The sequence below is a fragment of the Micromonospora sp. R77 genome (assembly GCF_022747945.1).
Lineage (GTDB): Bacteria > Actinomycetota > Actinomycetes > Mycobacteriales > Micromonosporaceae > Micromonospora.
Window position 1 is genome coordinate 1,252,454 of the sequence record NZ_JALDST010000001.1, and the last position, 25,829, is coordinate 1,278,282.

24 protein-coding genes are annotated in these 25,829 nt (G+C 72.3%); 14 read left to right on the forward strand and 10 right to left on the reverse strand.

Translation table 11 applies throughout. From position 1 onward, the window contains the following. Entirely contained in the window at positions 1-1,245 is a 1,245-nt protein-coding gene (locus tag MRQ36_RS05580) for an FAD-binding protein (RefSeq protein ID WP_242793422.1), read from the reverse strand. A gap of 91 nt (positions 1,246-1,336) precedes the next feature. Between MRQ36_RS05580 and MRQ36_RS05585 the strand changes: the two genes are divergently transcribed. Continuing rightward, positions 1,337-1,675: a hypothetical protein gene (locus tag MRQ36_RS05585; protein ID WP_242793424.1), complete on the forward strand. Its 339-nt coding sequence runs from the start codon at positions 1,337-1,339 to the stop codon at positions 1,673-1,675. A 3-nt stretch (positions 1,676-1,678) separates the two neighbouring features. Here MRQ36_RS05585 and MRQ36_RS05590 read toward each other — a convergent pair whose 3' ends face one another. Continuing rightward, positions 1,679-2,608, reverse strand: a complete 930-nt coding sequence (locus MRQ36_RS05590) for an LLM class F420-dependent oxidoreductase (RefSeq protein WP_242793426.1) — start codon at positions 2,606-2,608, stop codon at positions 1,679-1,681. A gap of 91 nt (positions 2,609-2,699) precedes the next feature. On the opposite strand from MRQ36_RS05590, the gene MRQ36_RS05595 reads away from it, so the two are divergent. Further along, positions 2,700-3,008 (forward strand): helix-turn-helix transcriptional regulator, encoded by a 309-nt coding sequence (locus tag MRQ36_RS05595; RefSeq protein ID WP_242793434.1) that lies wholly within the window; start codon positions 2,700-2,702, stop codon positions 3,006-3,008. A 1-nt stretch (position 3,009) separates the two neighbouring features. Then, positions 3,010-3,543 carry an SRPBCC family protein gene (locus MRQ36_RS05600; protein ID WP_242793436.1) on the forward strand — a complete coding sequence of 178 codons (534 nt, stop codon included), beginning with the start codon at positions 3,010-3,012 and terminating at the stop codon, positions 3,541-3,543. Positions 3,544-3,566: 23 nt separating this feature from the next. Here the strand turns inward: MRQ36_RS05600 and MRQ36_RS33835 are convergent, their stop codons facing one another. Genes MRQ36_RS33835 through MRQ36_RS05620 form a run of 4 tightly spaced genes read right to left on the reverse strand, consistent with a single transcriptional unit; the run spans position 3,567 to position 7,067 of the window. Beyond that, entirely contained in the window at positions 3,567-4,220 is a 654-nt protein-coding gene (locus MRQ36_RS33835) for a response regulator transcription factor (RefSeq protein ID WP_242793437.1), read from the reverse strand. Further along, positions 4,217-4,822 (reverse strand): sensor histidine kinase, encoded by a 606-nt coding sequence (locus tag MRQ36_RS05610; protein ID WP_242793440.1) that lies wholly within the window; start codon positions 4,820-4,822, stop codon positions 4,217-4,219. Before MRQ36_RS05610 ends, MRQ36_RS33835 begins: the two co-directional genes overlap by 4 nt. A gap of 34 nt (positions 4,823-4,856) precedes the next feature. Then, entirely contained in the window at positions 4,857-6,344 is a 1,488-nt protein-coding gene (locus tag MRQ36_RS05615) for a hypothetical protein (protein ID WP_242793442.1), read from the reverse strand. Positions 6,345-6,368: 24 nt separating this feature from the next. Further along, the gene (locus MRQ36_RS05620; RefSeq protein WP_242793444.1) at positions 6,369-7,067 is read right to left on the reverse strand and encodes a hypothetical protein; all 699 of its coding nucleotides are present in this window, start codon (positions 7,065-7,067) and stop codon (positions 6,369-6,371) included. Between the two features lie 274 nt (positions 7,068-7,341). Between MRQ36_RS05620 and MRQ36_RS05625 the strand changes: the two genes are divergently transcribed. After that, the gene (locus MRQ36_RS05625; RefSeq protein ID WP_242793446.1) at positions 7,342-8,511 is read left to right on the forward strand and encodes an acyl-CoA dehydrogenase family protein; all 1,170 of its coding nucleotides are present in this window, start codon (positions 7,342-7,344) and stop codon (positions 8,509-8,511) included. A gap of 79 nt (positions 8,512-8,590) precedes the next feature. Beyond that, positions 8,591-9,382 carry a hypothetical protein gene (locus MRQ36_RS05630; RefSeq protein WP_242793448.1) on the forward strand — a complete coding sequence of 264 codons (792 nt, stop codon included), beginning with the start codon at positions 8,591-8,593 and terminating at the stop codon, positions 9,380-9,382. 320 nt (positions 9,383-9,702) lie between these two features. On the opposite strand, the gene MRQ36_RS05635 is transcribed toward MRQ36_RS05630, so the two are convergent. Then, positions 9,703-13,017 (reverse strand): ATP-binding protein, encoded by a 3,315-nt coding sequence (locus MRQ36_RS05635; RefSeq protein ID WP_242793450.1) that lies wholly within the window; start codon positions 13,015-13,017, stop codon positions 9,703-9,705. Continuing rightward, on the reverse strand, positions 13,014-13,685 hold the full coding sequence (locus MRQ36_RS05640) for a hypothetical protein (RefSeq protein ID WP_242793452.1): 672 nt from the start codon (positions 13,683-13,685) through the stop codon (positions 13,014-13,016). The genes MRQ36_RS05635 and MRQ36_RS05640 overlap by 4 nt, the downstream gene beginning before the upstream one ends. Before the next feature lie 368 nt (positions 13,686-14,053). On the opposite strand from MRQ36_RS05640, the gene MRQ36_RS05645 reads away from it, so the two are divergent. The 3 genes from MRQ36_RS05645 to MRQ36_RS05655 all read left to right on the forward strand — a co-directional run bounded on the left by MRQ36_RS05645 (position 14,054) and on the right by MRQ36_RS05655 (position 21,432). After that, on the forward strand, positions 14,054-14,383 hold the full coding sequence (locus tag MRQ36_RS05645; protein WP_242793460.1) for a CU044_2847 family protein: 330 nt from the start codon (positions 14,054-14,056) through the stop codon (positions 14,381-14,383). Between the two features lie 15 nt (positions 14,384-14,398). Continuing rightward, positions 14,399-18,469 carry a trypsin-like peptidase domain-containing protein gene (locus MRQ36_RS05650; RefSeq protein WP_242793462.1) on the forward strand — a complete coding sequence of 1,357 codons (4,071 nt, stop codon included), beginning with the start codon at positions 14,399-14,401 and terminating at the stop codon, positions 18,467-18,469. Between the two features lie 563 nt (positions 18,470-19,032). Further along, positions 19,033-21,432: a non-reducing end alpha-L-arabinofuranosidase family hydrolase gene (locus MRQ36_RS05655; protein WP_242793464.1), complete on the forward strand. Its 2,400-nt coding sequence runs from the start codon at positions 19,033-19,035 to the stop codon at positions 21,430-21,432. Between the two features lie 120 nt (positions 21,433-21,552). Here MRQ36_RS05655 and MRQ36_RS05660 read toward each other — a convergent pair whose 3' ends face one another. Next, positions 21,553-22,029 (reverse strand): nuclear transport factor 2 family protein, encoded by a 477-nt coding sequence (locus MRQ36_RS05660; protein WP_242793466.1) that lies wholly within the window; start codon positions 22,027-22,029, stop codon positions 21,553-21,555. Between the two features lie 69 nt (positions 22,030-22,098). Here MRQ36_RS05660 and MRQ36_RS05665 point away from each other — a divergent pair, with 69 nt between their 5' ends. Both MRQ36_RS05665 and MRQ36_RS05670 read left to right on the forward strand, forming a co-directional pair. Beyond that, complete coding sequence (locus MRQ36_RS05665) at positions 22,099-22,635, forward strand: TetR/AcrR family transcriptional regulator (protein WP_242793468.1); 537 nt, start codon at positions 22,099-22,101, stop codon at positions 22,633-22,635. Positions 22,636-22,754: 119 nt separating this feature from the next. Further along, positions 22,755-23,081: a YciI family protein gene (locus MRQ36_RS05670; RefSeq protein WP_242793470.1), complete on the forward strand. Its 327-nt coding sequence runs from the start codon at positions 22,755-22,757 to the stop codon at positions 23,079-23,081. 38 nt (positions 23,082-23,119) lie between these two features. On the opposite strand, the gene MRQ36_RS05675 is transcribed toward MRQ36_RS05670, so the two are convergent. Continuing rightward, a complete protein-coding gene (locus MRQ36_RS05675; RefSeq protein ID WP_242793472.1) occupies positions 23,120-23,764 on the reverse strand; it encodes a hypothetical protein in 645 nt (214 codons plus the stop codon). 190 nt (positions 23,765-23,954) lie between these two features. On the opposite strand from MRQ36_RS05675, the gene MRQ36_RS33175 reads away from it, so the two are divergent. The 4 genes from MRQ36_RS33175 (at position 23,955) to MRQ36_RS05690 (ending at position 25,749) form a co-directional block, all read left to right on the forward strand. Continuing rightward, positions 23,955-24,086, forward strand: a complete 132-nt coding sequence (locus tag MRQ36_RS33175) for a hypothetical protein (protein ID WP_278187437.1) — start codon at positions 23,955-23,957, stop codon at positions 24,084-24,086. A gap of 91 nt (positions 24,087-24,177) precedes the next feature. Then, positions 24,178-24,984: a class I SAM-dependent methyltransferase gene (locus MRQ36_RS05680; protein WP_242793474.1), complete on the forward strand. Its 807-nt coding sequence runs from the start codon at positions 24,178-24,180 to the stop codon at positions 24,982-24,984. A gap of 139 nt (positions 24,985-25,123) precedes the next feature. Beyond that, positions 25,124-25,378, forward strand: a complete 255-nt coding sequence (locus MRQ36_RS05685) for a type II toxin-antitoxin system Phd/YefM family antitoxin (protein WP_242800855.1) — start codon at positions 25,124-25,126, stop codon at positions 25,376-25,378. Beyond that, positions 25,375-25,749, forward strand: a complete 375-nt coding sequence (locus tag MRQ36_RS05690) for a type II toxin-antitoxin system VapC family toxin (protein ID WP_242793477.1) — start codon at positions 25,375-25,377, stop codon at positions 25,747-25,749. Before MRQ36_RS05685 ends, MRQ36_RS05690 begins: the two co-directional genes overlap by 4 nt. Positions 25,750-25,829: the final 80 nt, after the last annotated feature.

A 25,829-nucleotide genomic window follows, 5' to 3' on the forward strand; every position in this document is an offset into this window, starting at 1 on the left:
TCAGCGGGGGAAGTAGCGGTCCAGCTCCGCGGTGCGGAACTTCCCCACCGGGTCGAGGTCGCGCAGCAGCGCCAGGAAGTCGCCGTGCCGGGGGTACGCGGCGGCCACCGCCGCCGGGTCCAGCCCGAAGACCTTGCCCCAGTGCGGGCGCGGGGCGTACGGGGCGAGGCGCTGCTCCACCTCGGCGACGACCGGGGCCACCGCCGCGCCGTCGCCGATCCAGGTGAAGTGGACGGCCAGGCTGTCCCGCCCGTGGTTGGGGCTCAGCCACAGCCCGTCGGCGGCGACCGTACGCAGCTCGCAGACCTGGAGCACCGCCGCGATCCGGTCGGCCACCGGGTCCAGGGCGGCCAGTGCCTCGCCCGCCACCTCCCGGGGCAGGTGGTATTCCGACTGGAGTTCGTCGCCGCTGCTCGGGGTGAAGCCGAGCCGGAAGTGCGGCAGCCGCTCGTGCCACGGCCCGGGCTCACCGAGCTGCGCGGTGCAGTTCTCCGCCGGCATCCCGGCCACCGGGTGGCAGGGACCGTGGGCGGGGGTGGTGCCGAGCCAGTCGGCCGGGGGCGGGGCCTGCTCGGCGCGCTGCTTGCGCCACACCTCCCGGATCCGCCCGGACCGCCAGTCGGTGAAGGCGCTGACGCTGTACGCCGAGGCGAAGGCCGCGTCGAGGTCGGCCCGGTCGAGGTCGAGCCGGACGTACTGCCGGATGTCGAAGGTCGGCACCACGTCGAGGGTGACCCGGGTCACCACGCCCAGCGCGCCGAGGCTCACCACCATCCCGGCGAACCGGTCGTCGGTCCGGTCCACGGTCAGCAGCTCGCCGTCGGCGGTGACCAGTTCCAGGCCGGCGACGGCGGTGGCCAGGTTGCCGGTGGCGTCGCCCGAGCCGTGGGTGCCGGTGGCGACCGCGCCGGCCACCGAGATGTGCGGCAGCGAGGCGAGGGCGGCCAGCGCGTACCCCTGGGTGTGCAGGCGGGTGGCGACGTCGCCGTAGCGCAGCCCGGCGGCGACGGTGACCGTGCCTCGGTCGGGGTCCAGCTCCACCACGGGCGGCAGCGCGGCGACGGAGACCAGGTCGCCGGTGGTGTCGCCGAGCCGGTTGAAGGAGTGCCCGGTGCCGACGGCCCGGACCCGGTCGCTGCCGGCGACGAGCCGGCGCAGCTCGTCGACGCCTGTCGGGGCGTGCCGACGGCGGGCGGCGTAGTGGATGTTGCCGGCCCAGTTCCGGGCGGCGGGGGTGTCGGTCACTCGGCTGACCTCCGGTCTCAGGCGGCGGCACGGGGTGGCGCCGGTCGATCGGCCACGGTTGCCCGGTGCGCCGGTGGGGAACCATACGCCGATGAGCAGCTATCGCGACCCCGCCCCGCGCGGCGACGTGTACCCGTCCGAGGAGGAGATCGACCCGACCGGGATGGGACCCGATCCGGCGTACCCCGGCGACCCGGTGCCCGCGCCGGTCCCGCCGCCCCGGGTCACCGACGGCGGGTCGCACTCGATCGTCACCCACCACCTGGACGGCTCCACCGAGGTGGTGACCGACCTGGACGGCGACGGGATCGCCGACGTGGTGCAGATCGACGTGGACGGCGACGGCGTACCGGACATCACCTATCTGGACAGCGACCGGGACGGGCGGCTGGACACGGTGCTGCGCGCGCCCGGCCGCCCGACCCGCTGAGCGCTAGAGCTGGGGCATGACCTCGGCGGCGACCAGTTCGACGTGGTCCAGGTCGGCCAGGTCGAGCACCTGGAGATAGACCCGTCCGCTGCCGATGGCGGCGTACCGGCCGAGCTTGTCGACGATCTCGGCGGGCGTGCCGGCCAGGCCGTTCTCCCGTAGCTCGGCCGGCTCCCGGCCGATCGCGGCGGCCCGCCGGGCGATCTCCGCCTCGTCGCGGCCGGCGCAGAGCACCAGCGCGTTGGACCAGACCAGCCCGGACGGGTCCCGGCCGGCCTCGGCGCAGGCGGCCTTCACCCGCTCGAACTGTGCCGCGGAGTCCGCCACCGAGGCGAACGGCAGGTTGAACTCGTCGGCCCAGCGGGCGGCCAGTCGCGGGGTCCGCTTCGGGCCCATGCCGCCGAGCAGGATCGGCGGCCGGGGCTGCTGGACCGGCTTGGGCAGCGCGGGCGAGTCGCTGACCGGGTAGTACGTCCCGGCGAAGTCGAACGTCTGGCCGACCGGCGTCTCCCAGAGCCCGGTGATGACGGCGAGCTGCTCCTCCAGCCGGTCGAAGCGCTCCCCCAGTGCCGGGAACGGGATCCCGTACGCGCTGTGCTCCTCCGCGTACCAACCGGTGCCGATGCCCAGCTCGACCCGGCCCCCGCTCATCTGGTCGACCTGCGCGACGGTGATCGCGAGCGGGCCGGGCAGCCGGAAGGTGGCCGCGGTCATCAGGGTGCCCAGCCGGATCCGGGAGGTGTCCCGGGCCAGGCCGGCGAGGGTGGTCCAGGCGTCGGTCGGCCCCGGGTCGCCGCTCACCGAGCCCATCTTCAGGTAGTGGTCGGACCGGAAGAACGCGCCGTAACCGGCGTCCTCGGCGCAGCGGGCCACGGCGAGCAGCTGGTCGTAGCTCGCGCCCTGCTGAGGTTCGGTGAAGATCCGCAGTTCCATGCCCCGAGCATAGGGAGGGGCCCCGGTCGTCGCCCGGCACAACTCGTCGTATTTCTTGACGGGCATATGAGCGAAGAGGCATATTGGGGTGGTGTCCGTCGACGCCTTCACCGTGCTGGCCGAGCCGACCCGGCGCCGCATCCTGGAGCGGCTGCGCCGCGCCGAGAGCAGCGTCGGCGAGCTGGTCGACGCGCTGGGGATGAGCCAGCCGGCTGTCTCCAAGCACCTCAAGGTGCTCCGCGAGGCCGGCTTCGTCACCTGCCGCACCGCCGCCCAGCAGCGCATCTATCGCCTCGACGTCCGCCCGTTGCGGGCCGTCGACGACTGGCTCGGACCGTACCGTCGGCTCTGGACCGACCACCTCGACGCCCTGGAGCGCCATCTCGACAGTCAGGAGTGACATGGACCGCGACAGTTTCCGCCCCGGCCCGCTCGCCGAGGTCACCACCGAGCCGGGCTGGGACCTGGTCTTCGTCCGCGACCTGCGGCACCCGCCGGAGAAGGTGTGGGCGGCGCTGACCGAGCCGGACCAGCTGGCCCGGTGGGCTCCCTTCCTCGCCGGCCGCGACCTCGGCACGCCGGGCGACACCACGCTCAACACCGTCGACGGCGACCGGACCTCCGACCAGCCGGCGACCGTACGCCACGCCGCACGGCCGACGCTGCTGGAGTACACCTGGGGCGACGCCCTGCTGCGCTGGGAACTCGCCCCGGCGGGCGACGGCACCCGGCTGACCCTGCGGCAGCGGATCGGCGATCCGGGTCTCGCCCCGATGGTGGCCGCCGGCTGGCACCTCTGCCTCGACGTCGCCGACCACCTGCTCGCCGGCCACCCGGTCGGCCCGATCCGGGGCGCCGAGGCGAAGGAGTTCGGCTGGGCCGAGCTGCGCGACGCGTACGCCGAACGCCTGGACCGAGAGCCGCCCGCGCGCTGACCGGCGGACCGCCCGCCCGGCGGTCAGGGCTGGCCGAGGCCCGCCTCCCGGGCCCGGACGATGGCCTGGCTCCGGTCGGCGACCTGGAGCTTGGTGAGCACGTTGGACAGGTGGTTGCGGACCGTCTTCGGGCTCAACGTCAACCGGCGGGCGATCACCAGGTTGCTCAACCCCTGCGCGACCAGGTCCAGCACCTCCCGCTCGCGGTCGGTCAGCTCGGGGAAGGGCGTCGCCCCGAGCCCCCGCGCACCGGACAGGAAGCTCACCGCCCGGCTGGCGATCAGCGGGCCGAGCAGCACCTCACCGTTGGCGACCGCGCGCACCGCCCGTTCCACCTCGGCCGGCGCGGCGCCCTTGAGCAGATAGCCGCGCGCGCCGGCCCGCAGCGCCGCGAACACCCAGTCGTCGTCGTCCAGCATGGTCACCACCAGCACCCCGATCCCCGGGTGCCCGGCGACGATCTCCCGGGTCGCCTCGACGCCGGAGCGTCCGCCCAAGTGCAGATCCATGATGATCACGTCCGGCCGGTGCAGGGCGGCCACCCGCAGCGCGCCGTCCGCGTCGGCCGCCTCACCGACCACCACCAGGCCGGGGGTGGAGGCGAGCAGCGCGGTCATGCCCAGCCGGAACACCGGATGGTCGTCGACCACCGCCACCCGGATCGGCTCGCCGCTCACGACCCCACCCCCACCGACCCGGCCGGCGCCGGCACGGTCGACGCCACAGGCACTTCCGGCAGCGGGTCGGGCGGCAGCCGGTCCGCGGGCACCCGGACGACGACCGCCGTGCCGCCGTCCGCACCGGGCCCGACCAGGCACCCCCCGCCGATCCCCTCGGCCCGTTCCCGCATCGACTGCATCCCCACCCCGGCGGGGGTTCCCGCCGGCACTCCTCGACCGTCGTCCACCACCCGTACGACGAGACCCTCCGGGCCCCGGTCCACGCTCACCCGGCAGGTCACCGCGCCGGAGTGCCGCTGCGCGTTGCGTACCGCCTCGGAGACGATGCCGTAGAGCGCCGTGGCGACCGGTTCGGGCAGCGCCAGCGGTACCGCCGCCACCTCGACGGCCAGCCCGGAGGTGGCGTAGCGGTGGGCCAGCTCGTGCAGCGCCGGGGCCAGGCCGCGCTCGCCGAGCACCGGCGGGAGCAGGCCCCGCGCCAGGTCCCGGACGTGCTCGACCCGCTGGTCGGTCTCCGCCCGCAGCCGGTCCAACAGCTGCCCGGCCGCCTCGGGGTCCACGGTCAGCAGGTTACGGGCCGCTTGGAGGCCGAGCGCCACCCCGGCCAGCGCCGGGCCGAGCCCGTCGTGCAGGTCACGGCGCAGCTTGCGGCGCTCCTCCTCGCGCGCCTGCGCCAGCCCCGCGAGGCGGCGAGCGCCCGACCGGTGACGTCGCCAGGCCGGCCGCCGAGGAGACCAGCGGCACCAGATCCACCAGCGCCGCCCGGGTACGCCCGTCCAGCCGCTCCCCGGCCCGCGCCCAGGCGACCAGCCGACCCACCTCCCGCTCCCCCCACCGCAGCGGCAGCACCAGCGGCGCCCCCACCGGCCCGGTCGGGGCGCGGTGGGCGGTGCCCGGCTCCGGGCCGTCCAGCTCGATGTCGCAGCCGCCGAGCCGGAGCAGGTCGGTGAGGCTCTGCGCCACCCCGGTGAGCACGTCGGCGGGGTCCTCGGCGGCGCTGATCCGGTGCCCGACCCCGCGTACCACGCCGAGCGGCTCGACGGCCGCGCCATGGATCAGCCGGTCGACGCCCCGTTGCACCCGGGCCCGCACGGGATGGATACCGATCGCCACCACGGCGGTGACCAGCACCCCGGGCACGGCCGGCGTCGACGGCAGCAGCGCGTCCAGCACGCTCACCCCGAGCACGTAAGCGGCGACCAGCAGGAACGTCAGCAGGAACCAGACCAGCGTACGGCGGACCGCGATCTCGATGCCCCAGAGCCGTTGCCGGAGCACGACGGCCAGCACCGCCGCCGGGAAGAACGCCTGCGAGGCGAGCATCGCGGTCGGGGCGAGCCAGTCGGGGACGTGCCGGGCCCAGTCGGCGGGGAAGCCGACCGGCGCGAAGCTCAACGCCAGCAGCGCGGTGCCGACCGCCAACCAGCCCAGCCCGATCCGTTCGGCCGCCGGACCGGTCCGCCAGCGGCGGGCCACCCCGGCGGCGGCCAGCAGCCCGAGCACCGGCACCGCCAGGAACAGCACCGGCTCGGTCCGCACCACGAACTCCGCCCAGGCCGCGCTCTCGACGGCCAGCGGCGCCCCGGACGGGCGGGCCGGGGTGCCGGGCCAGGTCAGGTGGTACGTCTCGATCACCGCGACCAGCAGCGCACCCGCCCCGACCGCCACCCGGGCGGGGACGGGCAGCCGCCCCTCCCGGACCAGCCAGGGCAGCACCACGATGAGCGAGAGCATGCCCGGGATCCAGCCCCAGTGCCGGGCCGTGGTGAGCAGGCCGAGGTGCGGCAGGTCGGGGTGCACGGTGAGCAGGTCGGCGTACTGGGCGCCGAGGGCGGAGAGCCCACCGCCGACGCCGGTGGCGGCGAGCAGCCACGCCACCGGGTGCCCCCGGCGCAGCAGGACCAGCCAGGCGACCGCGCCGTAGACCGCGCAGTCGGTGAGGTCGACGAGGAAGTAGAGCTGCGACAGGCCCCACGGCCGGCGGGCCAGGAACCAGCAGGTCACCGTACCGGTGAGCAGCAGCGCGCAGGCGACGGCGACCAGCCGGGCGGCGACCGGGCGGCGACGGTCGCCGCCGGTCACCGCCCGGCCCGGTGCCACCGTGGTCGGGTCGGCGGGCATGGCCTGATCCTGGCAGCCGGCGGGTCAGTTGCCGAGACCCCGCCGTTCCAGCGCGAATGTCAGTCCGGCGACACTCGCCCAGAGCGCGGCCGGCGCGAGCGCCAGGTATTGCAGCGGCACCACCTGGGTGACCCCGATCAGCAGCGCCATCAGCAGGCTGAACCCGGCGAGCCACCGGCTGACCGAACGGCGGCGCAAACCGGCGACGGCGACGGCCCCGGCGCTGAGCCCGGTGCCGGCCCACACCCACGGAAAGGTGCCGTAGCCGGTCGCCAGCGCCGCCACCGTGTCCGGGTCGGTCTCCGACAGGTGCAGCAGGTCCCAGTACAGCTCGGTGGAGACCCCGCCGCCGACCAGCAGCAGCGCCGCCGTCAGCAACAGGCCCCCGGCTGCGGCCTCCGGCAGCAGGGCGCCGGCCGGCTCCCGCGCGGCCAGCCGCCGCCGCAGCCCGGCCGCGAAGACCGCCAGGCAGCCGGCGGCCAGGGTGGACAGCACCTGGAAGACCCAGACGTACGCCTCCCGGCCGTCCATCGCCGCGACGTAGCGGGCGTTGTCGGCGATGAGCGAGCGGTCCACACTGGTCAGCTCCGGATTGAGCTGGAACAGGGCGATGCCGGTGAGCCCCGCCACTGCTCCGGCGACCGCCCAGGCACGCCTCCGGCGGACGGCCGGGACAGGCGTGGCGGTGGTGGCGTCGAACGTGGCGCTGGTCGGCACGGACATGGGTTCCTCCTGGGAAAGAGGGCACGGCGAACCGGCGAGGACCGGAACGGCGAACCGGCGAGGACGGGCACGGCGGAACGCCGCGAGGCGAAGCGTCGCCGTCCCGGCGTCCCGGGCGCATGGTGCGGGGCGTCCCGGCCACCCGGGCGGTCGTGCCGGCATCGGCCGGTCGGCCTCCGGCGCGCGTCCCGACCGGTCGGTGCCGGTGTCCCTGGCGACCGGGACGGTGGGCCCCGCACCGTCGGGGTCACCACGCCGACCGGGAGGACCTCCGATGGACGACCAGCACCGCACCGACCTGCTCCACGCCGTACGCGAACTCACGCCGGAGCTGACCGCGCGGGCCGCGGAGATCGAGCGGGCCCGGGACCTGCCGGCCGACCTGCTCGACCGGCTCCGCGCGGCCGGCTGCTTCCGGATGTTCGTCCCGCGCAGCCACGGCGGGTACGAGGCGGACCTGCGCACCGGCCTGACCGTGCTGGAGACCCTCGCCCGGGCCGACGGCGCGACCGGCTGGACGGTGATGATCGGCGCGGAGACCCCGCACCTGCTGGCGATGCTCTCCCGGGAACGCTTCGACAAGATCTACGCCGCCGGGCCGGACGTCGTGGTGGCCGGCGGCTTCGCCCCGCAGGGGCGGGCGGAACTGGCCGACGGCGGCTACCAGGTCAGCGGCCGGTGGGCCTTCGCCAGCGGTTCCCGGCACGCCGACTGGATCTTCGGCAACTGCCTGCTCACCTGGGACGGCCAGCCGTTGCCCGGGTCCGCCGGCCGGCCGCCGGAGACCCGCTCGATGCTCTTCCCGGCCGACCGGGTGACCGTGCCGGACACCTGGCACGCGCTCGGCCTGCGCGGCACCGGCAGCCACGACGTGCTGATCGAGCCGACGTTCTGCCCGGCCGAGGAGAGCTTCGACCTGTTCGCCGGCACGCCGTGCGTCCCCGGCCCCGGGTTCGTCGCGCCGCTGGTGCAGTTCGTGCTGCACCTCGGAGCGGTCGCGGTCGGCATCGCGCAGGGCGCGCTGGACGACCTGACCGCCCTGCTCGGCGACGGGCGCCAGCGCCTGTACGCCCGGCAGCCGCTGGCCGACTCGCCCGCGTTCCGGATCCAGCTCGGCCGAGCCGACCTCGACGTCCGGGCCGCCCGGGCCCTGGTGCACGCCCTCGCCGACGAGCTCTGGGCGGCCTGCGCGGACGACCCGGCGGCGGTCGCCCGGCTGCACCCCACCATCTCCGCGTCGCTGCCCCGGGTGACCGAACTGGCCGTCGCCGCCGTCGACACCTGCTACCGGGCGGCCGGCGGCGGCGCGGCCCGCGACGACTCGCCCGTCCAGCGCCGGTTCCGGGACATCCACACCTTCGCGCAGCACGCCGCGGCGGCCGAGGGCTGGCTCGGCAACAACGGGGCCGCGCTGCTGGGGCGCCCGGTGGAACTCGCGTACTGACCCCCGCGCCGTTCGGGGCGCGGGGCACCATGGGCCGGTCGCGGGAACTACGCTGTGCCGCACTGTGGAAGGGGTGCTCGTGCGAGATCGGGTGTGGCAGGTCGCGATGCTGCTGCTGGGCGCAGTGCTGCTGGGCACGGTCGGCCTGAGCGTCGGCTCCTGGTACGGCGGCCGCGGTGCCGCACCGATGAGCTACGAACAGGCTCAGCGCGCGGCGACGGAACTGCTCCCCGCGGCCCGGCCCAACGGCTCGGTCGACGTGCACGCCTTCCGGTACGGCGTCTTCCTGGCCGCCGACGACTTCGGCTCCCGTTACACGCAGTTCCACTACGGCGACCGTGCCGACTGCACACTCTCGGACCAGCTCCGCCGTAACGCCGAAGCGCGGGGCTGGCCGGGCCGCCGAGGCGAGCCGGGCGACCCGTGCGACGGCCGGCGGGTCGAGGTGGACGGTCTGCTGGTCACGCTCACCCACCGGCCGACCGGGTCGACGTTGCACGTCACGCCGGCCCCGCCGGACGGATTCCTCACCATCACGCTCACCGGCACTCTGCTGGGTGCCGCCGCCGGTGCCGGGCTGTTGTGGCTGGCGGCGCGGCGGCGGCCACCCGTACCCCGGCTGGTGGGCACGCTGGTGACGGTCGCCCTGCTCCCGGGGGCGGCCCTCACCTGGACGGATCTGGCCACGAACGGGCTCGTCGAGCCGGTGTGGCCGATCTGGCGGTCATTCCTCCTGCTCGCGCCGCTGTGCCTCGTGCTGCTGCTGACCGGGTTGCTGGTGCTCACCCGGCGACGGCAGCCGACCGACTCCGCCACCGACGAGACGGCTGTGGCCGCCGCACCCGGGCCGAGCGCCAGGAGCAGCGGCTGAGGGCCGGAGTCGTCCGGGCCGACACCACAGGACCTACGCGACGCTGCGGCCGATGGGCCCGAGTCAGCGGTTCGCCACGCCGGGACAGGTTTCGACTGCCCCGGTTCCGCTGCACCAGAAGGCGGCCGTCCTCCACCCAGATGATTTCGCCGGAACTAACGAGGACCGGTTGGTTCAGGACGAAGTGCTGCCAACGATCGACCAGTGTGAGGCGGTCAGCCCGCTCACGGTGGACCGGTCGACCCGTCCTAGCGGCACCCATGAACGACAGCGTACGAGTGGGGAGGGCTTCCCACCCACGGCGTGGTGAGGGTGCCGCGTCAAGCCCCGGCCGGCGTGGGTGCGGCCGCTCGCTGGACGACTTCCTCCGTGGTCAGCGGACTACGAGGATGGTGGGTCAAGCACATCGCGGCCTGCATCTTCACGAATCGGGCACCCTCCACCCCGGTGTAGAACTGTCCCGTACGCATCTTGCCGACATCCGGGATGTCGGTACCCTTCGCCCTGGCGACCTCACGGGCTGCCTCGATCTGCACCGGCGCGGTCAGCAGACCGAAGAGCTGGGTGGCCGCGTTGCCAGGGATCTGGTTGTGCAACGCCTTCGGCGCCTGGGTGGCGAAAACCAGGCCCAGCCCGTATTTGCGGGCCTGGGAGGTCAACGCCAAGGTGCTCTGGGTGCAGGCGGTGACAGCGCCGGAGGGAGCGAGAGTCTGCGCCTCGTCCATCACGAAGAGCCCACCAAGTGGCCGATCCCCGGCGGGATGACGCTTGATCCAGGTGAACAGGGCGAGCTGCAGCTGGTTGACGAAACTCTGCCGCTGGTGGTCCTCGGGCAGCCCCACGAAGCTGATCACGGACACCCGGGCGCGTCGACCGGGACCCGGGGTAAACAGTTCCCCGGGGTCGACGGGAGTACCGACGCCGCCGAACAACGGATCGTTGATCAGTGCGGCCTTGAGCAGTTGCGACATGGCCGCCCCCAGCTTGGGTGCGCTGTCGATCTGGCTCACCCCGTCCGGCAGGTCGTTGAGCACCTCGGTGAACTCGCGAAGGTCGTTGGCACCGGTGCGCGCGTAGCTGATCAACGCCTCCCGCAGCACGGCCCGCCCCAGTCGCGCCTTGTCCGTGCCACCGTCCACCCGCGCGTGCGGGGCGAGCGTGGCGACGGCAGCGTTCACCGCGGCGGTGAACCCGTCCGGATCGTCGAGCACCTCGGCGAACCTGGGTAGCGGCTGGAAGGTGAGTGGTCGGCCGCTCTGCCGCCCCGGCGTCCAGATGACGACGTCGGTGCCGGAGAGGTACGCCTCGGCCAGGCGGCTGTCGTCCGGCCCCCATCCCTGCGGCGCCGCCGGCCACGCCTCGCCCAGCCGGGCCAGGTCGTTGTTCGGGTCGAGCACGATAGCCGAGACTCCGCGCAGCGCGCACTCCTCGACCAGGCGACGGATCAGGACGGTCTTGCCCGAGCCGGACCCGGCGAAGATGACCGTGTGCCGGCGCAGTACCTCGAGATCGATCCGCAGGGGGTCCGGCCGTCCGGCAACGGTTCCGAGCGGCATCGACGAAGGATCGATCCCCGCGACCGGCTGCGCGCTCACGACGGGCACCGCCGGTCCGGCCCCCGGCGAAATAGCGGGGGGGCGCGGATCGGTGGTACCGGGCCTCGGCGGAATCGGGGCACCCTCGGTCACCGTCGCCAACGACGCCTGGGGCGGGACGGCCGACCTCGGCTCCGGCCGCGGCGGGCCACCCGGTCGCCGTGTCGGCTCGGCCGCGTCGGACCGCCCGCCCAGCGCCTCCCTGAGGAAGGTGATCTCCGAAGCTGGTCGCCGGTCGGCGAACCACGGGCGCAGGGTCTCGAGCCCGTAGTGGTGGACGAGCTGTTCGAGGGCGGCCAGTCGACGGATGTCGGCGGCGGAGAAGGGCAGCGTCCGGCCGCCAGCCCGCTCGAACGCCTCCAGCACTTCACGGGTACGAGCGCCGGCAGACCATGGCGTGCTGCGCAACAGGAACAGCCGACGCTTGGCGACTCCCTCGGTGAGCCCGGCGGTGGTGACGGCGTTGCGGATCCGGTTGAGCGCGGCGATGTGATGAGGCGCGGAAACCGCCCGGAACGACCAGTGCTCTTCGTCCTCGCTCTCCTCGTCGAGGCTGTGTCGCAGTCGCGCGTGCAGGGCCGGCTTTCCGCCGACGGGGAGGGGGTCGAGGCTGAAGGCGTCGATGGCGCTTCCCTGCTCTGCTATCCAGGCGGTCAGCCCGGCTCGCAGCAGTGAAGGAACCGTCCCGTCCTCGGCCTGGGGAAGGACGGCGAGCTCGGGATCCGCACGGTCGACAAGTTCGGCATATCTGGCGTCGATCTTGTTCAGCTGGTCCTGCGAGCTGCTGGCTGCCGCCGTGCCGACCGTTGAGGTCGACTCGGCCACAAAGGCCGAGGGGTCGGCGGTGGCGTGCAGCAGGTGCCGGAGTTCGCGTACCTCGTCGGCCGCGAGGCACGCTCGGACGTGCGTGTCGATCCGGCGGAGCAGTTCGCGAGGGGTGAAGCCGACCACCTCGTCGAACGCCGACGGGTGAACGGGCCAGGTCGGGTAAGGCGGCTGGAACCCGAGTTCGTCGAAGATCACGGCGAACCGCTTCTCGACCAGCTCCCGTCCCACCGCGGTGGCGGGGATCTCCTTGAGCGGGGCCGCTTCACGGAACCGGTCCTGGACCGTGTCGGTGGCCTGTTCCTTGACGTTCTGCCAGGTCTGCGGGAGGCAGGACACGACGGACAACGACCGCCTGGTGGTCTCCCGCAACGCCATCAGCCCACTGGCCACCTGCTCCAGCAGCAGTGACGTCTGCCAGTCGGTCTCGCCCCGGACATCCTGGTTGGTCGCCTTCACGGACTGGGCCACCATCAGGTCGATCTGATCGACCGCGATCACCGTCGGGCCGACCATCGCCAGCAGTCGGGACGCATCACGGACCACCTCCTGCGGGGCCCGCCGGCTGCGCCGCAGGCCCCACCCGGCCCGGGTTCCCGGCTCCTCTTCGTCACTGGAGCAGAGGAAGTCGTAGCCGACGTCCTGCATCGCGGGATCCTCGGCGGCGTAGAGCACGAGCGCTCGGGCCGTGTCCTGGCACTCGGTTCCGATCTGGCGATTCGCCTTGCGGACCAGGTCGATGAAGGCGTCGAGTGCGGGGCGGGTGAGCTCACTATCCCCGGTGACCGCCCGGCGGACCGACCGTGGGGCACCGACCAGGTCCGCCAGCAGGCGCAGGAACGTCCGCAGTTGCGTCGTCCCGTCCGGCATGGGCCGGGCGAAGTCCGCCAACATCGACATGGCGGTGCTGTGCCAGAACGCCCGCGCCTCCAGCAGCGCGACCAGGAAGAAGAACCCACCGCGCCGGTGCACCTCCTGGCGCACCGTGCCGAGGAGGTGGGTCTTGCCGGTGCCCCGCTGGCCGAGTACGGCGACGCCCACCGGACTGGAGTCGGCGCTGCCGTCCGCCTCCAGGAAGCTGTCCAGCACCGTCCTGACGACATCGTGGTGCAGGCCTTCGACATGGAACGGGGCCGGCTTCCAGACGTCGTCCGGAGTGGGGGCCCAGTTGAACCTCAGCGCGGCCAGGGCACGCCGCTCCTCGTCACCGATCATGACGAGATGGCGATGAGGTGCTTGTCCTGGTTGCCGATGCTGACTGCGGCGGCCCGCTCCTCCGGCCGGAGCACCTTCTGGTTCGATTCGGGCACCAGGTGCACGTTCCGCTCCCGGTTCAACTCCACCAGGGCGGCGTCGACCTCGGCACGCGACAGGTCGTCGAGGGCCGACCGCAGGTCGGACAGCATGACGTAGTCACCGGGCGCAGCAGCCAGTTCCCGGTACGTCTGGCGTACCCGCGCGACCGGGTCGGCCTGCCGGTCCGGTGCGGGGTCGGACGCCGGCGCTGCGGTCACCGCCGAGACGACGTCGCCACCGGTGATTCGCAACCGGAACAGGTCGTCGGCGCGGGTGCCCGAGTGGTCGATCAACCGGCGCAGGAAGTCCAGTGCGACGTAGAGCGTGCCGCCGGCAGCCCCGGCGCGCTTCGGCGGCTCCGCTCCCAGTTCCTCGGCGGCCCGCTTCCATCCCTCGTCGGTCAACTCCAGGGTGATGGGCTTCTCGGCGACCTCGATGAGGCCGAGGGATTGCAGCCGGCGCCGATGGTCGGGCTTCATGCTGATCCCCACCACATTGGTGAAATATGTCTGCGGCAGCGGCGTTGCCTTGATCATGAGGGTGACGAGAATGCACCGGTCAACGAGCGTGAGTTCCTTTTCCGGCATGCGGATGCTCCTTAGCGGCGCGCTCCCTCATCACGTTCCGGTGATGACCGAAGCCTCGAAGGGTGGCCGTGCTCCAGGCAACGGGGCGCCCCGTCGCCGGGCCGATTCTGCCGACGCCGACCGGCGAGCGCAAGGTCACCAATCGGGCTGCAGAAAAACGACAGCACAGTAGAGTCGATCTTCCCAGGTCCTGCTTGGACGGCAGCGCGGAAATGCCCGAGCGGCACGATCCGGAGTGAACGAACGACGCACCGTTGCCAAACATCGGTGGCAGGAGGCAGCATGGTTGACCGGCGCGAGGCAGGTCGGCCATTTCGGCACCGGACTCTCACGCACCCCCTTTCCGCGAATCCGTCACGGAGGCGACCGTGCAGCCCGAGGTGGTCCGTTACCAGGTCGACGAACAGACGGTCGCGCTGATCGAGGTGGAACCGCCCGCCGGTTTCCAGCCCGCCGGGGTCGGCGACGTCGCCGGCTGGGTACGGGAGTCCGCCGCGCCTGTGGTGGCTGCCGCGAAGGAACTGCTCGAAGAGGTGAAGACGGTCGCCCCGGACGCCGTCGAGGTGAAGTTCGGGGTCAAAGCCACCGGGACCGCGAGCTGGGTGGTGGCCAAGGCGACCGCCGAGGCCAACTTTGAGGTCACGCTGCACTGGAACGCCGCCGGCTCGGACGAGCGCGACACGAGGCAGGGGCGTTGACGGACGGGACGGCCGGTGACCTCAGCTCCTGACGACAGCCCCTGGGCGGTCGCACTCCATCGGGGTAACCAGCACGCACCGGTCGGCACCGGCGTGGTCATCGACACGAGCCTGATCCTCACCTGCCACCACGTGGCGTTCGCCGCTGACGGCACCCTGCACGACGACCTCTCGGTCGCCTTTCCGCGGGCCCCCAAGGTCAAGTACTTCGATCGGCGCAAGATCCGGCAGTGCCTGCACAACGGGATGCGGGCCGCGCACGTCGACCTGGTCGTGCTGGAACTCGTCGAGCCGGTGCCGGCGACGGTCGCACCGGCCCGACTGCGCTGCCTGGAGCCCGGGCCGCTGCTCGGCCGCCCCGTCTGGGCGTACGGCTATCCGGCCGCGGTTGACGGCGGCACGTCGGCCACCGGCACCCTCACCGACATCGGCGGCTGGGGACGCGTCATGATCGACAGCGGTACCGGCGGCACGCTGAGCAAGGGCTTCAGCGGCGGTGCGGTCTGGTCGCCGGAATACCAGGCTGTGGTCGGTGTCGTCGTCACCGCCGACGGGCAGGGCAAGGGGCAGGCGGTGACCCTCCACTACGCCGACGAGCAACTCCCCGAGATGAAGCTGAGGATGCTCTCCGCGTGGCGGGTTGAGGACGCCGACGACACCGCCCTCTCTGCCTGGGGTTGGACGCTGAGCACCGACGGTGAGGCCGGGCGCCACTGGTTGCCCCGCGCCCGGGGCGTGGCGGTCGACACCGAGGGCGGGGCTCGGTTCCGCGGCCGGACCACCGCACTCCAGCAAATCGTGGACTGGATCGACGGGACGGCACCGGTCACCCGGCCACTGATCGTCACCGGATCCCCCGGTGTGGGCAAGTCCGCGGCCCTCGGCCGGATCGTGACCACCGCCGACCGGCAAATTCGGGCGACCCTGCCGGACGATGACGTCGCCGTACGGGCCACCGTCGGCTCGGTCTCGTGTGCCGTGCATGCCAAGGGCAAGACCGCCATCGAGGTGGCGACGGAGATCGCCCGCGCCGTCGCCGTCGACCTGCCTGCCGCACCGGCCGACCTGATGCCGGCCGTACGCGAGCGACTGGAGCGACGGCCCACCCGCTTCGCGCTGATCATCGACGCGCTGGACGAGGCCGCCGACCCCGGCCAGGCGCGAAGCGTCATCACCGACATCCTGCTGCCTTTGGCCCGAGATTGCGGCCGGTACGGGGTCCGGGTCGTGGTCGGCACCCGACGTTCCGACGATCGCGGCGACCTGATCGCCTGCTTCGGCGCGGACGCCGAGCTGATCGATCTGGACACGCCCGAATACTTCGCCGAGTCCGATCTCGTCAACTATGCCCAGGCGACCTTGCAGCTGCTCGGCGCCGAGCGCCCGACCAACCCGTACACCGATCCCCGGAGCGCCGCGCCGCTCGCCCGGCGCATCGCCGCGTTGGCGAAGGGGAACTTCCTCGTCGCCGGTCTCGTCGCGCGGGCGCACGCGCTGCGGGACATCGAGCCGGTCGATCCGGCCCTGGTGTCGTTCACCGCCACCGTGGCGCACGCACTGGACGCGTACCTCGCCGGGTTGCCGGCGGCCGGCTCGACCTCCGCCCGGCTGGCGCTAACCGCTCTGGCGTACGCCGAGACACCGGGTCTGCCGCTGGGTCTGTGGCACGCCGCGGTGACGGCCCTGGGCGGGACGGTGACCGAGGCCGAACTCGGCGGCTTCGCACGGACCTCGGCGGCGAACTTCCTGGTCGAGACGGGCGGCGGCGCGCAGCCGGCGTACCGGTTGTTCCACCAGGCCCTCAACGACGCGTTGCTGGCGGACCGGGACGTACGATCATCGCGCCGGGACGACCAGCACCGGCTGGTGTCGGCCTGGACCGAGCCGGTCGCCGCCGCCGGTTGGGCCGACGCCCCCGACTACCTGCTGCGGTCGCTTCCGCAGCACGCCGCCCGGGCCGGGCTCGTCGAGCGGCTGCTCGTCGATGAGGACTACCTGCGGCACGCGCACCTGGACCGGCTGCTCACCGTGGTGGACTCGACACCGGCACCGATGGCGCCCCTGCCGCTGGCCAGGGCCCGGCTGCTGCAACGTACGCCGCTGGCGGTGTCGGCAGAACCGGCCGAACGAGCCGCACTCTTCTCGGTCGTCGACCGCCTCGACGGCCTGCACAGCGGGATCGTGGCGGACGCCGCACCGTACCGGGCCCGGTGGGCGCACTCCCCGCCGCGGCAGGAACGCAGCGTGCTCGACGGGCACTCGCAGGCCGTCTACGACGTCGCCGCCGTCGAGATCGACGGCCGCCGGTTGCTCGCCTCCGCCGGTGACGACGGTACCGTCCGGCTCTGGGACCCGTTGACCAATCAGGCCGAGCAGGTCTTCACCTGCCACGACGACACGATCCGCAGCGTGTGCGCGGTGCGTACCGGCGCCGGCAAGGTGCTGATCGCCACCGCCAGCCACGACGGCACGGTCGGGCTGTGGGATCCACAGACCGGCCACCGACGGCACGAGCTGCGAGGACACCACGACTGGGTACGCAACGTCTGCGCCATTCCACTGCCGACCGGCGACCTGCTCGCCTCGGCGGGCGACGACCGCAGGGTACGGGTGTGGGACCCGGTCACCGGCACCCAGCAGTACGAGTTGATCGCGCACGCCGGTTGGGTCACGGCCGTGACGTACGTGCCGGCCGGCGGCCGCCACCTGCTGGCTTCCACCGGTTACGACGGCGTGATCCACATCTGGGAGCCCACCGCCACGGGTCGACCCGCGCTGACCCTTACCGGTCACGTGGGCTGGGTCACCACTCTCTGTGCGGTCCGTACACCCGACGGCATGCTGCTCGCCTCGGCGGGTTACGACGGCACCGTCCGGCTCTGGGACCCGCTGACCGGCCGACCGGTCCGGAGCCTGGAGACCGGTGGTCCGATAACCGATCTCTGCACGGTCGACGTCGGCGACGGTTGCCTGTTGGCCTCCACCGGCGAGGACGGGCTGATCCGGCTGTGGGAGGTGCCGAGCTGGGCGATCCGGCCGAGCCTGCGGGGGCACGCGGCCTGGATCCGTGCGGTGTGCGAACTGCGGACGTCGGCGGGCCGGATGCTTGCCACCGCGGGAGACGACGGCACGGTGCGGTTGTGGGACCCGGCCGGCGGCCAACCGGACACGGTCGCCGAGCACGACAGGTTTGGACCGGTGGACGCGCTCTGCCGGGTCCCCGGCGAGCAGCCGACGGTGGCCTCGGGCGGCGCCGATGGTCAGGTACGGTTCTGGGACGTCGACACCGGCGCGCGACTGCCGGTGGAGTTCAAGACGGACGGCTGCGTGAGCGCGATGTGCGCGATCGCTGACGCCGAGGAGTCGCTGGTGCTCACCACCGGCGACACCGATGTGGTCCAGACGTGGGACGCCCGGGACGGCTACCCGGTGCGGCAGATGCTCGGCCACTACGCCCCGGTCGCGGCGGTCTGCCCCATCATCGTCCACGGGGAGACCCTGATCGCGTCGGCCGGCGACGACCAGGTCATCCGGGTGTGGGACCCACACACCGGCGTCGTACGACAGGTCCTGCTCGGGCACGTGACCCGCGCCTGGGTGACCGCACTGGCCACGGTCGCCTGCTCCGGCTTCGAAGCGCTCGCCTCCGCGGACAAGAGCGGCACGGTGATGCTGTGGGTCGGTGGCGACACCCCACTCTGGACCCAGCACGGCCACCAGGACGCGGTGACCGCCCTTTGCGGTGTCACGGTGGCCGGCCGGCCGGCGGTGGTGTCGGCCAGCGCGGACCACGCGATCCGGATGTGGGACGCCGAGCAGGGTCAGCCGGTTCGGTGGTTCATCGGGCACCGGGGGCCGGTCACCGGACTGAGCCTGGTGAGGAGCGGGCCCCGGACCCTGCTCGCCTCGACGAGCCGGGACCGTACGGTACGGCTCTGGGACCTGGTGAGCGGACGATTGGTACGGACCATCCCGGTCTACCATCCGGCGCTCACTTGCTGCACTGTCGGCGACACCCTACTGGTGGGTCTGGACCAGGGCCTGCTGGCTCTAACGATCGCGGAGTGGGACGGTAGCTTCCGCTAGTGACGCTTCGACCGCAGCCGGTTCCGGCGGTTGGCGGAACCGGCCGGACAGCCGGCCAACAAAGTTCAGAAACCCGACCGGCGGCCAGTGACCTTGCGCTGGTTCGCCTGCGGGGCCAGCGAACCTGAAACTTTCGGAGTTCATACCGAAGTCTGATCTTCCGGTCCGCTGAAACCCTGCCGGCCCGGGGGCTCCCCATCCGACTGTCGCTCGCCCGGCGCAACCCCTGCCCGTATCGATATGTGGCGTGACGCCCCGACACGCAGAGCGGACCGACAGTCAGAGAGCAGCCACAGAGAGCGGCCTCATCGACGTTGACCGATTATCCTGCCACGAGTATCGTCCCAGTGAAACTTATCGGTAAAGTTTTCGAAAGTTTCGGATTGGTGGCGCGAAGGGTGGCCGCGGCAACCGATCCCGGCCAGTCGAAGGCAGGACGCGGCGAGAAGAGGCACCGCAGCGCGTGCACCGTCCCAGGGCAGCGGTCGGCACGCAGGCACGCCCGCTTCTCCCCCCGACCCTGCGCATCGTCGTTCGACGCAGGAGACAGGAGAAGGAGTGTCATGAAACGTCTACCGAGGCGGGGCGGCTTCCGGCTGGTGCTCGCCGGAGCCGCCAGCGCGCTGGTCGTGGCCGGCGCGGCGCTGGTGGTACCCACCCTGGCCCAGGCCGCCACCACCCTGGGCGCCGCAGCCGCGCAGTCGGGCCGGTACTTCGGTACCGCCATCGCGGCGGGTCGGTTGGGTGACTCCACGTACAGCACCATCGCGGCGCGCGAGTTCAACATGGTCACGGCCGAGAACGAGATGAAGCCGGACGCGACCGAGCCGCAGCAGAACGTCTTCAACTTCTCCGCCGGGGACCAGATCTACAACTGGGCCACCAGCCGCGGGATGAAGGTGCGGGGGCACACCCTGGCCTGGCACTCCCAGCAGCCGGGGTGGATGCAGAGCCTGGGCGGCAGCGCGCTGCGCAGCGCGATGATCAACCACATCAACGGCGTGATGGGCCACTACAGGGGCAAGCTCGCCGCCTGGGACGTGGTCAACGAGGCGTTCAACGAGGACGGCAGCCGCCGCCAGTCCAACCTCCAGGCCACCGGCAACGACTGGATCGAGGTGGCCTTCCGTACCGCCCGGACGGCCGACCCGGGCGTCAAGCTCTGCTACAACGACTACAACATCGAGAACTGGACGTACGCCAAGACGCAGGGCGTCTACCGCATGATCCAGGACTTCAAGTCCCGCGGCGTACCCATCGACTGCGTCGGCCTGCAGACCCACTTCACCGGCGGCAGCTCGCTGCCCGGCAACTTCCAGACCACGCTGTCCAGCTTCGCCGCGCTGGGGGTCGACGTCGCGTTGACCGAGGTCGACGTCACCAACGCCTCGACCACCCAGTACGCCGGGCTGACCCAGGCCTGCGTGAACGTCCCGCGCTGCATCGGCATCACCGTCTGGGGCGTCCGCGACAGCGACTCGTGGCGTTCCGGCGAGAGCCCGCTGCTCTTCGACGGCGGGGGCAACAAGAAGCCCGCGTACACCTCGGTCCTCAACGCCCTCAACGCCGCCGGCCCCGCGCCGACCGGCACGGCGACGCCGACCGCGACGCCGACCACGCCGCCGCCGTCCGGCGGCGCCAACAGGATCGTCGGCAACCAGTCGGGCCGGTGCATCGACGTGCCCAACTCCTCGCAGACCAACGGCACCCGGGTGCAGCTGTACGACTGCCACGGCCTGACCAACCAGCAGTGGACGTACACCGCCAACAAGCAACTGACGGTGTACGGCAACAAGTGCCTGGACGCCAGCGGCCAGGGCACCGCCAACGGCACCGCCGTGATCATCTGGGACTGCAACGGCCAGGTGAACCAGCAGTGGAACGTCAACGCCAACGGCACCATCACCGGCGTCCAGTCCGGCCGCTGCCTCGACGTGTGGGGCACCGCCAACGGCCAGCAGGTGCAGATCTACGACTGCAGCGGGCAGGCCAACCAGCAGTTCCACCTCGAGCCCATCGCCGGCTCCACCCCGACGCCCACCCCGACCGGCGGCTCCTGCACGCTCCCGTCCACCTACCGGTGGACCTCGACGGGCGCGCTGGCGAACCCGCAGAACGGCTGGGTCTCGCTCAAGGACTTCACCAACGTGGTCTACAACGGCAAGCACCTGGTCTACGGCTCGAACGTCAACAGCAGCGGCTCGTACGGCTCGATGAACTTCAGCCTGTTCACCAACTGGTCCGACATGGCCTCGGCCCCCCAGACCGGGATGAGCCAGGGCACCGTGGCGCCCACGCTGTTCTACTTCGCCCCGAAGAACATCTGGGTGCTGGCGTACCAGTGGGGCCCGACCTCGTTCAGCTACAAGACCTCCAGCGACCCGACCAATGCCAACGGCTGGTCCGCGGCACAGACGCTCTCCACCGCGAGCCTCCCCGACGCCCCGTACGGCGTGATCGACCAGACCCTCATCGGCGACGACCAGAACATGTACCTGTTCTTCGCCGGGGACAACGGCAAGATCTACCGGTCGAGCATGCCGATCGGGAACTTCCCGGGTAGCTTCGGCTCGAGCTACACGACGGTCATGAGTGACTCGACCAACAACCTGTTCGAGGCGGTCGAGGTCTACAAGGTCCAGGGCCAGAACCAGTACCTGATGATCGTCGAGGCGATCGGGAGCCAGGGGCGCTACTTCCGCTCCTTCACCTCCAACAGCCTCAGCGGCTCGTGGACGCCGCAGGCCGCCAGCGAGAGCAACCCCTTCGCCGGCAAGGCCAACAGCGGCGCCACCTGGACCAACGACATCAGCCACGGTGACCTGGTCCGCACCAACCCCGACCAGACCAAGACCATCGACGCGTGCAACCTGCAGTTCCTCTACCAGGGCAAGAACCCGACGGCGGGCGGCGACTACAACCTGCTGCCGTGGCGGCCGGCGGTGCTGACGCTGCAACGCTGACGGTCCTGACGTCCGTCGGTCCTACGCTCGATCGGTAGGCGTCGGCACGGCGGTCAGGATGAGATTCGGGTACGGGCGGGCTCGGTGCCACACCGGGCCCGCCCGTACCACGTTCGACGGTCAGGACATGTCCGGAGCCGGGCTCAGCGCGGCGGCCAGGGCCGGCAGGCGGCCGAACGCGCGGGCGGCGGCGACGTGGTCGGCGTAGTCCCGGGACTCGACGATCTCGCCGTCCCGGACCCGGACCACGAAGATGCAGGGCAGACTGAAGGCCCGGCCGTCGATCACGCCGGCGTACCGGAACTCGAAGATCACCACTTCGGGGTCCGCTGTGGCGTGCACACGGTCGTCGACGACGTCGAAGCTCTCCACCCCGGCCGGCGGCCCGCCGGCGGCGAAGTGCTCCCGCAGGCTCGCCCGGCTGCGCAGCGGTGTGTCGCCCAGCGGGTGGAACGGGTGGCGCACGTCGGTGCGTTCGGCGTAGCAGGCGGCCAGCCCGTCGAGCTGTGCCGCCTCCTCCGCAGCGGTGAGTCCGCCGCGCATCAGACGGCAGACGCCGGCGGTCACGGCACGAGCGGTCTCCTCGGGCGTACGCATGGGCAGCTCCTAACGAAGTCTGGACTCCGTTTAGCGTATCGAAGTGCAGGCTCCGGTTAAAGTGGCGTCATGCGTCAGGATGCTCGGGAGAACCGTGAGCGCATCCTCGCGGCCGCTGACCGGGTCTTCGGCGCCCAGGGCGAGGCCGGCTCCACCGAGGAGGTGGCGCGGCTGGCCGGGGTCGGCATCGCCACCGTCTTCCGGCACTTCCCGACCAAGGAGGCGCTGATCGAGGCCGCGCTGGTGCGGCACTTCACCGGCCTGCTCGACCAGACCCGGACCGCAACCGCCGCGCCGGACCCGGCGACGGCGTTCTCCGCGCTGGTCCGCGACATGATCGAACGCGGCGCGAGCAAACTGACCCTGGCCTCGATGCTGGGCGAGCCGCCACCGGCCGTCGTGACCGTGGCGGGCGAGCTGAAGGCCGCCGTCGCCACGGCGCTCCGGCGCGCCCAGGCCGCCGGAGCGGTCCGGGCGGACGTCGACGTCGAGGAGATCTACCTGCTGATCCGGGGCCTGGCGCAGACCACCGCGGCGGCGCCGGTCTCCCCGGCGGTGCTCGATCGCGCCATCGACGTCATCCTGACCGGCTTCGCCACGCGATAGCCGCTGCCCCGCGCTCAGCACGGATGCCCGGCGCTCCACTTCGGCTGCGGGCGACGGTTCGGGCGGCGATGATTGGTCAGCCGAACGGCGGTGGCCGTTCCCAGCGTGAGGAGTGTGCCGTGGCGAAGTTCGTGACCATCGGGTACGGCGACCAGGCCGGCTACGAGCGTACCGAGGCGAGCGTGCGGGACGCGGCGCACGCGCATGACGACCGGCTACGCCGGGACGGGGTCGAGATGGGCCGCGCCGGCCGACCCGTGCAGGTCCGTAACCACGACGCGGCCGGCGTGACCACGCAGGACGGACCTTTCCTCTCCTCCGCGCTCCCCCTGGCCGGGTTCGCCGTCATCGAGGCCGCGACGCTGGCCGAGGCGGTCGAGATCGTGTCGCGTACGCCCTGCGCCGTCGCGCACGGCGTGGTCGAGGTCTGGCCGCTGGAGGAGTAGCCATAGGCGCAGTGCCGGCCGGCAGCGGGGCCCGTGGTTCAGCACCCGGCCCGGCGCAGCCGACCGGCGATCTCAACGCCCAGGCCGATGAGCTGGTCCAGCGCCGGTGCCGAACACCACCAGCCCTGGGCCCGCAGGTCCAGGCCGTCCTGGTGCAGCCAGACCGATCCCAGCCGGGCGGGACGCTCGTCGCCCGGCCCCCACCACGCGGTGGGCCACCTGTTGAACCAGGGGGCGAGGCCCGGGTCGAGCACCCCGCGCGGATCGCGCACCGTCCAGTCGGGGCCGAGGACGCCGGGCGGGATCGCGCCGGCCGGAGCGGCTGCCGTCCGTCCGCCGGCCCGCCGGTTGCGGAACCCGCTCCACGCCATGAACGCCCCGGCCAGCAGGAACCCGACCGCACCGCCCTCGACGTCGCCGAGGCCGGCTGCGCTCTCCTCGACCGCACGACTCACCACCAGTTGCCGGGTCGCGTCGTCGGCGTCGGCCCGCAGGTCGGCGCAGCGCCAGCGGATCTCCGCCGGATCCTCGCCGGAGGCCGGGGTCAGCGTCACCGACCAGCTCAGGCCCGGCGGGCCGCCACGGAGCCGCCACCGGGACCCGGCGCCGCCCTCCAGCAGGGCACCCCGGTGGGCCGCGACCTCGGTGATGAACCCCTGTTCGTGCCAGCGGTACTTCGACATCACTCCCACCGCCCTGCTCGTGTCCGGTCCTCGGACCGTGCCCCACCCGGCGTCCGACTGCTGCTTCCTCGCCGGGCGTTCAGCGGTTCACGCTGCCGGGAAAAGTGGCCACCACCCCGGCGGCCCGCTGCACCAGCAGGTGGCCGTCCTCGACCCAGATGGTCTCGCCGGGACGCACGAGGACCGGCTGGTGCAGGACGAAGTGCTGCCATCGGTCGACCAGGGTGAGGCGGTCGGCCTGTTCACGGTGGACCGGTCGACGTCTGCTCGCTGGGGCCACGGCTACAGCATCGGCTCGATGTCGACGAGCGACAAGGGCTGACCGCCTGCGGATCAGCAGAGGATCCGGCTGGCCGGCCAGCAGGCGACGCCCGAGGCCGCACCGGCGCACCAAGATCAGCTAGCCTCGCCGGATGTCGAACCCTCCGGACCCCACCTTCGAGCCCGGCCTGGACGCCTGGCGTGACTGGCAGGAAGCGCCGTGGGGCCGCCTGCGGTACGCGCAGGCCGAGGCGAACCTGGCCCGACACCTACCCGCCGCACCGGCGCGGATCCTCGACCTGGCCGGTGGCGACGGCGCCGACGCCGTCCGGCTGGCCGGACTGGGACATCACGTCACGATCGTCGATAACACCCCCGGCATGCTGGCCGCCGCCCGCTCGCGCTTCGCCGAGGCCGGGCTCGCCGATCGCGTACGCCTCGTCGAGGCCGACGTGACCGCGACGCCCGCCCACCTCGGCGGTGACGCGTACGACGTGGTGCTCTGCCACAACCTGATCCAGTACCTGTCCGATCCGGCCGCCATGATCGCCACCGCGCGCCGCGCCGTCCGTCTCGGTGGGTCGGTCTCGGTGATGGCGATCAACCCGGCCTCGGAGCCGCTGTTCCGGGCGACCCGCGACCTGGACCCGGCGGCGGCGCTGGCCGCCCTGGACGCGGACGAGGCGATGGGTCGCACGTTCGGCATCACCGTGCGGCACTGGCCGGCCGAGCGGGTGGCGCAGTGGCTGACCGACAGCGACTGCCGGCTGGTCGGGCACTACGGCATCCGGGCGGTCAACGACTACGTACGCGACAACGAGCGCAAGCAGGATCCCGAGTTCTTCGACGCCCTGCTCCGCCTGGAGCTGGCGCTGTCCGACCGGATGCCCTATCCGCTGATCGCCCGCTTCTACCACCTGATCGCCGAAGCCCGGCACGACGGCCCGGGACGCGGCTGAACGTGGTGGGTCCGTGCGAACGGCACCGTCACGATCGCCGGCGATCCGCTGCCGATGAGTTTGCCCAGCTCATCGGAGGCATCGGTGACGACAGCGGGCCGAGTTGGCTAAGCTGTTAGCTAAACAAGGAGGTCGGATGATGTCGGCTGAAGCCGTGCACTACAACATGCATGACGCCAAGACCCACCTGTCGCGCATCATCGAGCGAGTGGAACGCGGCGAAGAGATCATCATCGACCGGGCGGGCACCCCGGTGGCGAAGGTGGTGCCGCTCGTGCGGCGGGCCAACCGCACCGCAGTCGGCTCCCTCGCCGGGCAACTGGACCTCTCCGGCGATTGGGACTCCCCCGAGACCAACGCCGAGATCGCCGCTGACTTCGGCATCGGCGCATGACCCTGCTGCTGGACACCCACGTCGCGCTCTGGGCCATCACTGGTGATGCGACCCTCGGCACCGAGTTCCTCGATCAGCTACGCCACGACCCGGACATCTTCCTTTCCCCGGTCAGCCTGTGGGAGATCACCATCAAACAGAGTGCAGGGAAGCTTGCCGGGCCCCCGGACCTCGCCGAGCGGGTAAGGGAGATGGGCTTCCGGGAACTTCCGGTCACCCATGTCCACGCCATCGCCGCCGGCCGCCTGCCGCCCCACCACCGTGATCCCTTCGACCGCATGCTCGTGGCACAGGCGATCACCGAGAGTCTGACCCTGGCCACCCGCGACGCGTCGATGGCGCTGTACGACGTGGACGTCCTCAAGGTGTGATCAGGCACGCTCGTTCCGGCGCGCCCGCAGGCCGGTCCGGTCTGTTCCCGCGCACAGCAACGGGCCGGGCCCCGTGGTGG